Below are 11735 nucleotides of genomic sequence, written 5' to 3'. Positions count from 1 at the left end.
ACCATAACTCTATCTATAAATAGGTAGTTTAACTGTAGAGTTTCTTGGGGGCTGCGGACCTCGGCAAAGAAATTCTGAATTAAAGTTATCAGCAGTTTATCTAAATACCAACAAATCATACGAAAAGAGCCATTATGAAAATGTTATCGGCAGCTCTCCATTTTATTGAGTCTTAAACGATGAAAAAGCAATGCCAATCGACTGATTAGCATTGCTCCACCATTATTTTGTATAGTTATCGAAATAACCTTGAATAAAGACGAATGGTGTCCCTTTATCGCCACTTCCGGAAGTTAAATCTGCTAACGAACCGATCAAATCGGTAAGTTTTCTAGGTGTTGTTCCTTGCGCTTCCATTGCCCCAACAAGATCGGCATCTTTGTTCTCAATGTATTCGGATATCGCCTTTTGAAGCTCCTCACCTTTTAGATCTGCAAAGTTGTTATCTGCAAGGTATTTTAATTTGACTTCATTCGGTCTACCATCAAGTCCCGCGGTATATGCTGGCGAAACAACTGGATCAGCAAGTTCCCATATTTTTCCGATTGGGTCTTTAAATGCGCCATCGCCATAAACCATGACTTCCACATTTTTACCTGTCTTTTCTTTAAGTATCGTTTGAATATTATCAACGATTGGTTGGCAATTCCGTGGGAAAAGCTTAACCTTCTCTTCAGTCGATTTATTTGAACCTAATAAGCCATATTCTTCGTTATAGCCGCTGCCGTCAATAGATTCAACTAATATATCATCGAGACTATAAACTTTTTCTCCACCATTTTCATTCAAAATTTTCTTCGTTCTAAATCTTGTATGAATATCACATGTTAGCACGCTTTTCGTATAATCTAAAATTGTCTTTGCATTATTTGAGAAAATGACTTCACATTCAATACCATATTCTTCAATGAGTGATTTATAATACTCAATATAATCAACACCAGTAAATGTATGCTTTAAATAGCCGAAGTAGTCACGGAATTGCTTTTCAGTTAACACATCTGTCCACGGATTGACTCCCTTTTCATCAAGCATATCAATGCTCACTAAATGGTTACCAACCTCATCAGATGGATAGCTAAGCATTAAGACAATTTTTTTTGCACCTTTTGCAATCCCACGAAGGTTATTAGCAAATCGATTTCGGCTTAAAATAGGAAAGATGACACCAATTGTATCGTCACCAAATTTGGATTCCACATCTTTCGCGATATCATCAATTGTTGCATAATTCCCTTGTGCACGGGCAACGATTGATTCTGTAACTGCAACGATATCCTGATCCAGAATTTCAAATCCTTCTTGTTTTGATGCTTGCAATACACTATCTACAACGATTTCCTCAATATTATCACCTTGATTAATGATTGGACCACGCAGCCCTCTAACAACCGTTCCAACTACTCTTTCCATTCCGTTCACTCCTCTAGAACACTTAAGTTTATATGTTTATCATGACCCTACTTGTAATATACATGATATACTTGATATAAGTAAAATGAATATATCTAATAACCGATATAAGGAGTAGTTATATGGTAAGTAAATTGGATTTATATAAAGTATTCACCCAGGTAGGAAAAAGTAAAAGTTTCTCTGCAGCAGCGAAAGATTTATACATGACCCAACCAGCCGTGAGCCAATCCATCATGCAGTTAGAAAGGGAATTAGATACTCGGCTCTTCACAAGAACAACCAAAGGAGTTACCTTAACAAATGAAGGTCAGCTATTGTTTGAATATGCTAATTCAGCGATAAATCTAATTGATGTCGGTGAGGAAAAGATCTTGGAGTTTAAAAACCTTACCGCCGGCGAATTGAAAATTGGTGTAGGTGATACCATATCTAAATACTTCTTACTCCCATACCTTGAAGCGTTTCATAATCATTTTCCAAATATTAAATTTAACATTATAAACGGAACAACGTCAGAGCTCTGTGCTATTTTAAAATCAGGAGAAGTCGACATTGCTTTTTGTAACTTTCCCGTAGATGAGCCAAGATTGATTCAAATACCTTGTATTGCTATTCACGATATTTTTGTTTGCGGGGATAAGTTCCAACATCTCTTAACTGCACCTGTCACCTTTGAAGAATTAACAAATGAACCCTTAATTTTACTTGAACAAAAATCCATTTCGCGAAAGTATGTCGACAACTTCCTTAGCGCAAATGGCTTTACTATTTCTCCAGAGATTGAACTTGGCTCCCATGATTTATTATTGGAATTCGCCAAAATTAATTTAGGTGTTGCCTGCGTAACGAAAGAATTCGCTAAGGAGTATTTAGAAAATGGAAGCTTATTCGAAGTTCCATTAGCAAATGAAATACCTCCACGAAGTATTGGTATGTGTTATTTAAATAGCGTCTCCCTGTCTCCTGCAACCACGAAATTTATTGAGAGCATCAACGTGCAATAGGAACAAAGACTATTTTAGGAAACTTCCTGTTGGCCCCAAGATTATGCAGTAAGAAAGTAAAAAGGCCCACCAAGGTAATTCATTCACCTTGGTGGGCCTTTTTTAACGATTAATTTTCTTCTTCATCTTTACGATTTTTCCTAAATAGCTTGGAAAGTATTTCATAGGCAATTGGTACAACGATTAATGTTAATAATGTTGAACTTACTAGCCCGCCGATTACAGTGATTCCAAGACCTTTCGATATTAAACCGCCACCACCAGCTGAACCGAATGCTAATGGAACTAACGCACCAATCGTTGCGATTGCTGTCATTAAGATTGGGCGTAGACGCGTGCTACCTGCTTCTAAAATAGCTTCACGCATAACCAAGCCATCGCGTTCCATCCGAACAATTCGGTCTACAAGTACAATAGCGTTCGTTACGACGATACCAATTAACATCAGTAGTCCCATCATAACGGATACGGAAATGGTTTCACCAGCAATCAATAGACCAACAAATGAACCAATTACCGCGAACGGTAGTGATAAGAGAATTGCAAATGGTGCAACACCCTCACGGAATGTAACAACTAGGATGAAGTACACAATCGCAATTGCCGCAAGCATCGCGATACCAAGCTGAGTAAATGCTTCCGTCATATCTGCAGTTACACCGGCAACACCGACTGTAACACCCTTAGGTAAATCTAACTCGTCGATTGATTTCCCTACTTCAGACGATGCTTTTGAAACATCATTACCAAGCACTGTTCCCGATACAGTTGCATAGTACTCACCTGCGCTACGTGCAAGTGTATTCAATGTTGTGCCTTCTTCAACTGTCACAAGCTCAGAAAGTGGCATTGATGTGCCCATTGCTGTTGGCACTTCTGTTGCTAACATCTCGTCAACTGACTTCGGTTGTGCAGCCTGTTCTTGCTGTACAATCACATCAATTGTATTTCCGTCCTTTTCAACGGTTGTTAATACTTCAGGAGTTACATTCGGATTCAACATCATAATGATTTGCCCTGTTGTTAACCCATACTGCAGTAATTCATCTTGCTCAACATTGAATGTATATTCTACATATGCATCCTCAGCTGTTGATGAGATATCTTCTAAACCGTCATTCTCATTCATCACATCTTCTACCATTAATACAGCCTCATTTAGCTTATCTAAATTCTCACTGTAAAATGTATAGCTAATTTCATTTGACGCCACTCCCATCGATGAGAAGTTCTGGCTCTTCCACTCACCTGATTGGCCTATGTTAAACACATAATCCTCAATTTCTGTGCGCACTTCTGGGAAATTTTTCATTTCAGGATCAAATATAAGATACATTAATGCGCCATTCGATCCCCCGCCCGACATTGCTGCCATTGGGTTACCACTATCCGTTACCGATAGTTGAAGGATATCAATATCATCACGTTTTAATAATTCTTCTTCTACAACTGCAATATTTGCTAATGTATCTTCTTCAAGCTCACCAGTTTCTGGTGTATATGTTAAATACATTACTTTTTCTTCTTCACTACCTAAGAAACTAAAACCGATTAAAGGTGTTAGCGCTAGGCTACCAACTAATAAAATAATTGCAATCGCTGAAGTAATAATTTTATGGTTTAAAGCCCATTTAAGTATACTTTTATACCAATTAGCTAGTTTTCCAGCTTCTTTATGACTGCTCTCTGTCTTCTCGCTATATAATTTTTTCTTAAACAATGTATGAGATAGGACAGGAACAATGGTAATTGCAACAAGTAATGAAGCAATCAGTGCAAATGCCATCGTTAATGCGAACGGCATGAATAACTCGCCAACCATTCCACCAACGAATACAAGTGGTGCAAATACTGCAATCGTCACTAATGTAGACGACATGATCGGTTTGAACATTTCAATCGTCGCTTCACGAATTAGTGCTCGCCCTGTTAATTTCTCTGTTCTTAAATGAAGTCGCCTGAAAATATTTTCAACTACAACAATCGAGTCATCAATTACACGACCGATTGCAACTGTAATTGCTCCAAGCGTCATCATGTTTAGCGTTATATCCAACCAATTCAATATCAATAATGCCATAAAAATGGATACTGGGATGGAAATAATGGAAATAATCGTTGATTTGAAATCGCGTAGGAATAAAAGAATGATCAATACGGCAATTAAACCGCCAAATACCGCTTTTTCAATCATCGTTGAAACCGAAGATTCAATTGGTGCACCTTGATCTAATGATATATCTATTACTAAGCCTTCATTATTTCCTTCTTGCTCTTTCACTAACTCTTTTACATCGTTTACAACATCAACCGTGTTTGCTTGTTGGTCTTTAACAATTTGAATCGCAATTGCATCTTCCCCATTTGTTCGGGAAACGGATTGTACCTTACCAACCACTTCAATTGTTGCAATATCGCTAAGTTTTACAAATGGAGAAGGATTTGCTTCTGATGGTTCTGCTGGAATAATCATTTCATTTAATTCATCTGCAGTCATGAACTTACCATCGATTGCTACAGCTTGTTCTCCCTCTTCAAACTCATAAAGTCCTAATGAAACAGCAAGGTCACTTGCTTGGATCATATCTTTAACGTTATCTTCCGTAATACCGAGCTCCGCCATTCTCTCTTCATCATACGTAAGCTCTACTTCTTCAATATGTTGACCAGTTATCGTCGCAGACGCAACACCATCAAGTTTCTCGATATTTGGAACAATGATTTCTTCTACTGTTGATGTTAAGTCAACAATATCCTCTGACTCACTGCTTACACTTAATGCTACGACAGGCATCATATTCATACTAATCGCCGTAACCGTTGGATCCTGTGCATCTTCTGGTAAGTTCACTGTATCAATTGCCGATTCTAAAGCACGTTTTGCTTCGTCCATATCAATGCCATAATCATATTCAACTTGAATACTAGACATATTTGAATAGGAATTCGAGTAAACGGCTTTCACATCTTCAAGACCTTCTACCGCCTTTTCTATCGGCATGGATACATCTTCCATTACTTGCTCAGGGGTCGCTCCAGGATATACACCGCTCACCATTAAGTAAGGGATTGAGATATCTGGAATCGTCTCTGTTTTCATTTGTGTACTAGAATAAATCCCAGACACAGTTATGATGATCGTTAGCAGCCATACTGCTAATTTATTTTTTAACACAAAATTAACTAAACCCTTCACTTTCACACCTACCCTTAAATTGACTTATCGTTCCCAATTACTTATACTAGATGACTAGTCGGTCATTTGTCAACTCTAGAAGTAATGGGAGCGATAATATTATATGGTTAAAAAACAATTAATTATAGATAAGGCATTAGAATTATTTGCAGAACAAGGTTTTGAAGCAACTTCCGTTCAACAAATAACAGAGAAGTGCGGTATTTCTAAAGGGGCTTTTTACTTATCTTTTAAATCTAAAGGCGAGCTGATCTCAGCAATGATTGACCATTTTATGATAGAGATAACCACGAGGATTGACCATGTAGTCAATAACACGGATGATAATGTGCTTCTATATACGTTTTATTATGAAACCTTTCAATCCTTTCAAAAGCATTCCGATTTTGCTAAGGTTTTTATCAAAGAGCAAACCCATACCATTGATAAAGAACTATTATTAAAAATCAGCTACTATCACAGCTTATTTGAGGGAGCAATTTTATCAATAATTGAACGTGTCTTTGGCGAAAAGGTCAAACAAACCAAATATGATTTACTCTACTGCATAAAAAGTTTCATCGGTATTTATACAGAATTAAATCTATTTTATAATGTTCCACTCGATTTACAATCGCTAGCTGAATCATTCGTCGAGAAGACTAACTTACTCGCAAAACATACTACAATTCCATTGATTTCGGCAGAAACGGTTCAATCAATGGAGCACCCATTGATTGAAGAGGTAAAGATAGAAAAGCTGCTTGAAATTATTGAACAGACAATAATTGAAACAAAGGAGCCAATAGAGAAAGAATCTTTGGTTTTATTAAAACAAGAGCTACTTGAACCAGCGCTAAGTCCAGCAATCATAAAAGGTTTAATAAATAATATTCGAAATAATCCCGATTGCAAGTGGATCGCATATTTACTTCTACACTATTTTACGTTCAAAATTTGAGCACATTTAAAGCCAGCCTCCTGATTTTACCTTAAAATCAGAGGCTGGCTTTTGTTAATATGAACAGTAATCATCTTTCATAATATTTTTTTACCATTTCATCCATAACCCAATTGGTTCTTGCACCTGTCACGCCGGTACTTGGACATTGTCCACCTTCGCCAGTTAGCTCTGCCACCATTATTTCCACTAAAGGCTGATGGACATGCTGTGGCGGATCAAAACTCCATTCTTTCGTTCCATCCGCGGTCGTTAATACTATCGGGTCGTTGCCAAATGTGGAGAAGGTTATTTTCCCCTTACTACCAACAATCTCATTCACATCTACATTTGCAAACGCGGAAAAACACCAATTGCCTACACCGTGAATTCCGGATTCAAATAGATAGCTACCGGTAACAATATCCTCTGCTGGGTAGTGCCCTGCTTGATTGGAAGCAAATCCTTGGACAGACTTAATTGGGCCAACCAAAAAGTCCAATATATCAAGCGTGTGACTCGCCAAATCAAAAAACAATCCCCCACCAGCAAGCTCTGGCTGAACACGCCATGGAATCTCTTTTTCTATTACATTCTGTTGATACTGGGTTGATGATACAAACCGAACGTCACCGATCGTATTATTTTCTAGCAACTCTTTTATCTTTACAAATCTAGGTTGCGCCCGGCGATAATAAGCTACATATAATGGGACACCAGCCACATTACAGGCAGCAATCATTTCCTGCGTTTCTTGATAATTCCTAGCCATAGGTTTTTCTACATATACTGCTTTTCCAGCTTTTGCTGCCATAATTGCATATTCTTTATGGGATTCTGGTGGTGTCGCAATATAGATGGCATCAATATCTGGATCATTTATTAGATTGTCTGCATCATCGTACCATTTGGGAACATGATGCCGCCTCGCATAATCCTTGGCAAGTTCACCCGTTCTTCGCATAACGGCAACCAGTTCAGAATTCTTGACCTTCTGGAATGCCGGTCCACTTTTCACTTCCGTTACATCCCCGCATCCAATAATGCCCCAACGAACGCTTCTATATTTCATATTGATTCCCCCCATTGCCTCGATTTTATAACATATTATAATTGGCTTACAACTTGTGACCGATTACATAAATCTCATATCATCTATTAGACTTGTGACTAATGACCTCTATTTTAACATTGGCTGAATTTCCTCTTAATTATACATGATAATGTCGTTAACGTATGTCAATGAGCAGCTTGAAGAGATTTTAAATAGAAATGAATTAACAATTGATGATATTGCTATTTTTGTTTATCCCGATTTGCTACAATCAGCATTGAAAAAGTTCAAGAACGATTTAATATCAAATAAAAAAGTCGTCTATGTAGGGACACAAGTATGAGTACACAAGGATAAGTAATCAATTCCTTGTTTCTAATGAACGAATTGAATCTGGCTGTATTGAACGTGGTGACTTAGTATTGTTTTAGATCATTGGCTGTAGTCATCAATTTGTCAACATAGTATTTAGATAATAGGCTGGTGTTCTAATAATTTTATTAGGCCGTACCTAGATAAAATATCCTTCTCTACACATGATATAATAAAATATTGGTATTCTGAAGCTGGAAGGATGAAAAAATTGTTAAGAGCATATGCTTGGCTTACTTTTTGTGTAATGGTTTGGGGCAGTAATTTCGTATTTGGTAAAATTTTAGTCCAGTATTTTTCACCAACCCTGTTAACCATGCTTAGACTATTATTCATTGTACTCTTGCTTATAGGTTTATCCATATACAAGAAGAACCTAAAAAGAGTTAATAAAATTGATTTACTTGCGCTAGTTTTCCTTGGAGTTATTGGTGTATTTATTAACCAATGGTCTTTTTTTATGGGATTACAAACAGCCGATACAACAACTTCAGCATTAATTTTAGCAACTACTCCAATATTAACTGGATTTTTGGCTGCTATTTTTCTTAAAGAAAAACTAACGATTCGAATGTTAATGGGGTCGATGCTAGCGCTCATCGGCATTTACTTAGTTGTTACTAAAGGAAATCTAACTTCTTTACATTTTGAAAAAGGGTTATTATGGATTGTCCTAACGATGATTACATTCGCCATAATGATTATTATGACAAGACTTCTCTCAAATAGAATAGATCCACTAACAATTACTCTATATTCAAATGTAATTGGCTTTATTGTATCCATTCCTTTTGCCTTTTTACTGGACAACCCCTTACGAATAAGCACTAGGCTGTCTGACTGGGCATTTCTTATCGACACAGCCATTGTTGTACATGGCATCGCGACTTTAATTTGGAATCAAAATATTCGGTATGTAGATGCTTCTAAGGCTTCCATATTATCTAATTTAGAACCGTTTGTCGCAATGTTAATGGGATTAATATTGTTATTCAAACCAATAACTGGCATGGAAATCTTAGGCTCGCTAATCATTGTGAGCGGAGTAGTGATATCAACGTATTCGAAAAATAGATAGTACGGGAAGGCGCCCCCGAGTTTTGTAGTATTTTGTTACGCAGAGCGCCTGTCACTTCCCGAAATTTGCTGTATTTTTTCGAATGAATATTAAAGCATGTTTTACTACAAGAATAAAGGGTAAATAATACATGTATGATTTTAATAATTTCCAATACTGTAAATGAGGTGATATTGTGACAAATCAAGAAAAGGAAAAATCACAAAAAAACGACTCTCTTGAACAAAAGCAAAAAACAGATGATCCGAATCAGGATATTGAGCCACAACGCGAAAAAGATTCTAAACCACAGGAAAGTTAATAATAGTCAAGGTAAAAGTCCCTTAACTTCAATAAAGTGAAACTTCATTAAGTGGGGGTAATATCCGCCCCCACTTACAATTTTTGATTTTTCCTCAATTCTTGAAATGGGATCTTACAGCCAGTCAATTCGTGATAAATAAAGTTAAGAGATTTTTTGTAGCATATTTTCCTTGAAATTATCGCCGCTAACTGTTGCCAATCTTTCATAACAGTCTCTATTGCAAATCCATTTCCTTGAAATTCCAGTAAATCAATGCTATCTTAAAATAAGGAACTCACTTAATTGTTAGCTTTAATGTAAGCGTAATCATTCGGTTGTTCCATTCATAAAGGGGGAGGAAATTTATTATGATTTATGCAAATCCGAACACAGATGGGGCTATTATTAATTTCAAGGACAAGTATGATAATTTCATTGGCGGAGAGTGGGTTCAACCAGTAAAAGGCGAATACTTCGATGTAACAACTCCGATAACTGGAGAAGCTTTTACAAGTGCTGCTCGCTCTTCAAATGAAGATATTGAACTTGCTTTAGATGCTGCACATGCTGCGAAAGATGGTTGGGGCAAAACATCTACAACAGAACGTGCGAGTATCTTAAATAAGATTGCCAATCGTATTGAAGAAAATTTAGAAATTCTTGCTGTTGCAGAATCTTGGGATAATGGGAAGGCAGTTCGCGAAACATTAAATGCCGATATCCCATTAGCAATTGATCATTATCGTTATTTTGCTAGTGTAATCCGTGCGCAAGAAGGACGGACAACGCAATTAGATAATGATACCGTTGTCTATCATTTCCAAGAACCACTTGGTGTTGTTGGGCAAATCATTCCATGGAACTTTCCTATTCTCATGGCAACATGGAAAATTGCCCCAGCACTAGCTGCCGGGAATTGTATCGTCCTAAAACCAGCGGAACAAACTCCAGTTTCTATCATGATATTGCTCGAGCTAATCGAAGACTTACTTCCAGCAGGCGTGCTTAACGTTGTAAACGGTTATGGGATTGAAGTTGGTAAACCACTTGCAACGAATCCAAGAATTTCAAAAATTGCATTTACTGGTTCAACTGCTGTCGGTCGTCAAATCATGCAATATGCAACGGAAAATATTATTCCTGTAACGTTAGAGCTTGGTGGGAAGTCACCGAATATTTTCTTTGAGGATGTCATGGACAAGGGTGATGAATTCCTTGATAAAGCTATTGAAGGTTTGGTAATGTTTGCGCTAAACTCAGGAGAAGTTTGTACTTCCCCATCACGGGCTCTGATCCAAGAATCGATTTACGATAAATTTATAGAAAAGGCGATCGAAAGAGTGAAGGCAATCAAAGTTGGGAACCCACTTGATACAGAAGTTATGATGGGCGCTCAGGCCTCTAATCAACAGCAAGAAAAAATCCTATCCTATATTAAATTAGGTAAAGAGGAAGGTGCCGAATTATTAATCGGTGGCGAAGTAAATCAGGTTGGTGATGACTTTAATAGAGGGAATTACATCCAACCAACTATTTTTAAAGGAAATAATAAAATGCGAATTTTCCAAGAGGAAATCTTCGGGCCTGTACTTGCTGTTACTACATTCAAGGATTTTGATGAGGCAATCGAAATCGCAAATGATACGATTTATGGCTTAGGCGCAGGGGTATGGTCACGTAGCGGTGATCTTGCATATCGTGCAGGGCGTGCAATTCAAGCTGGACGTGTGTGGACAAATACGTATCATAAATATCCAGCAGGCGCTGCATTTGGTGGCTATAAGATGTCAGGAATCGGCCGTGAGAACCACAGTATGATGCTGGACCACTACCAACAAACAAAAGCATTATTAGTAAGCTATGACAGAAAAGCACAAGGCTTCTTTTAAGCTTGAAAGGGTGCATGCAAATATGGTAGATCGTGTTGTTGCAACCAATGAGGCGCTTAAATTAATAGAATTGATAAGAGCTCGACAAGGAGCGATTATGTTTTATCAATCTGGTGGTTGTTGTGATGGATCTGCACCAATGTGCTACACAGAAGGAGATTTTCTACTTGGGGATTCTGATCTTTACTTAGGTTCCATCGGTGGTGTTCCTTTTTATATGCATCGAAGTCAATATGACTATTGGAAGCATACACAGCTAATCATTGACGCGATAGATGGACGGGGACCCGAGTTCTCACTGGATAGTCTTGAAGGAAAACATTTCATTACACGATCTCGTGTTTTTACAGAAGACGAGTATATATTAGTCAAGGAAATTATTTAAGATAGAAGAGCCTGTAGAGATAATTTTTCTCTACAGGCTCTTACAGGTTATGGATATGGTTACTATTCATACCAGCGGTAATTTCCAATACCACCACCCTATTAATTGAATTTTCCCTCTATCAATGAAATAATATGCT

Annotated in this window: 9 protein-coding genes; 6 read left to right on the top strand and 3 right to left on the bottom strand. The window is 37.5% G+C overall.

Annotated features, from left to right (window positions below; translation table 11 throughout):
- Window positions 1–222 precede the first annotated feature (222 nt).
- Entirely contained in the window at window positions 223–1413 is a 1191-nt protein-coding gene (locus CWR48_RS18240; protein ID WP_115774745.1) for a coenzyme F420-0:L-glutamate ligase, read from the bottom strand.
- A gap of 122 nt (window positions 1414–1535) precedes the next feature.
- Between CWR48_RS18240 and CWR48_RS18235 the strand changes: the two genes are divergently transcribed.
- On the top strand, window positions 1536–2420 hold the full coding sequence (locus tag CWR48_RS18235) for a LysR family transcriptional regulator (protein WP_115774744.1): 885 nt from the start codon (window positions 1536–1538) through the stop codon (window positions 2418–2420).
- Window positions 2421–2529: 109 nt separating this feature from the next.
- On the opposite strand, the gene CWR48_RS18230 is transcribed toward CWR48_RS18235, so the two are convergent.
- On the bottom strand, window positions 2530–5616 hold the full coding sequence (locus CWR48_RS18230) for an efflux RND transporter permease subunit (RefSeq protein WP_115774743.1): 3087 nt from the start codon (window positions 5614–5616) through the stop codon (window positions 2530–2532).
- A gap of 103 nt (window positions 5617–5719) precedes the next feature.
- On the opposite strand from CWR48_RS18230, the gene CWR48_RS18225 reads away from it, so the two are divergent.
- Window positions 5720–6556, top strand: coding sequence for a TetR/AcrR family transcriptional regulator (locus tag CWR48_RS18225; RefSeq protein WP_115774742.1), 837 nt, complete (start codon window positions 5720–5722; stop codon window positions 6554–6556).
- 70 nt (window positions 6557–6626) lie between these two features.
- Here CWR48_RS18225 and CWR48_RS18220 read toward each other — a convergent pair whose 3' ends face one another.
- Entirely contained in the window at window positions 6627–7607 is a 981-nt protein-coding gene (locus tag CWR48_RS18220; RefSeq protein ID WP_115774741.1) for a Gfo/Idh/MocA family protein, read from the bottom strand.
- Between the two features lie 565 nt (window positions 7608–8172).
- Here CWR48_RS18220 and CWR48_RS18215 point away from each other — a divergent pair.
- The 4 genes from CWR48_RS18215 (at window position 8173) to CWR48_RS18205 (ending at window position 11596) form a co-directional block, all read left to right on the top strand.
- Complete coding sequence (locus CWR48_RS18215; RefSeq protein WP_115774740.1) at window positions 8173–9039, top strand: DMT family transporter; 867 nt, start codon at window positions 8173–8175, stop codon at window positions 9037–9039.
- Window positions 9040–9214: 175 nt separating this feature from the next.
- Window positions 9215–9340: a hypothetical protein gene (locus CWR48_RS21055; RefSeq protein WP_281270315.1), complete on the top strand. Its 126-nt coding sequence runs from the start codon at window positions 9215–9217 to the stop codon at window positions 9338–9340.
- A 350-nt stretch (window positions 9341–9690) separates the two neighbouring features.
- Entirely contained in the window at window positions 9691–11211 is a 1521-nt protein-coding gene (gene exaC / locus CWR48_RS18210; protein WP_115774739.1) for an acetaldehyde dehydrogenase ExaC, read from the top strand.
- Window positions 11212–11233: 22 nt separating this feature from the next.
- Window positions 11234–11596, top strand: a complete 363-nt coding sequence (locus tag CWR48_RS18205) for a DUF779 domain-containing protein (RefSeq protein WP_115774738.1) — start codon at window positions 11234–11236, stop codon at window positions 11594–11596.
- Window positions 11597–11735: the final 139 nt, after the last annotated feature.

Origin of the sequence: Oceanobacillus arenosus (assembly GCF_003369575.1) — a bacterium.
GTDB lineage: Bacteria > Bacillota > Bacilli > Bacillales > Amphibacillaceae > Oceanobacillus > Oceanobacillus arenosus.
This window is presented reverse-complemented; position numbering and strand designations above follow the sequence as displayed.

Coding starts and splice junctions, on each gene's coding strand:
- CWR48_RS18235 (WP_115774744.1), top strand. CDS start 1,536: ATGGTAAGTAAATTGGATTTATATAAAGTATTCACCCAGGTAGGAAAA.
- CWR48_RS18220 (WP_115774741.1), bottom strand. CDS start 7,607: ATGAAATATAGAAGCGTTCGTTGGGGCATTATTGGATGCGGGGATGTA.
- CWR48_RS18240 (WP_115774745.1), bottom strand. CDS start 1,413: ATGGAAAGAGTAGTTGGAACGGTTGTTAGAGGGCTGCGTGGTCCAATC.
- exaC (WP_115774739.1), top strand. CDS start 9,691: ATGATTTATGCAAATCCGAACACAGATGGGGCTATTATTAATTTCAAG.
- CWR48_RS18225 (WP_115774742.1), top strand. CDS start 5,720: ATGGTTAAAAAACAATTAATTATAGATAAGGCATTAGAATTATTTGCA.
- CWR48_RS18205 (WP_115774738.1), top strand. CDS start 11,234: ATGGTAGATCGTGTTGTTGCAACCAATGAGGCGCTTAAATTAATAGAA.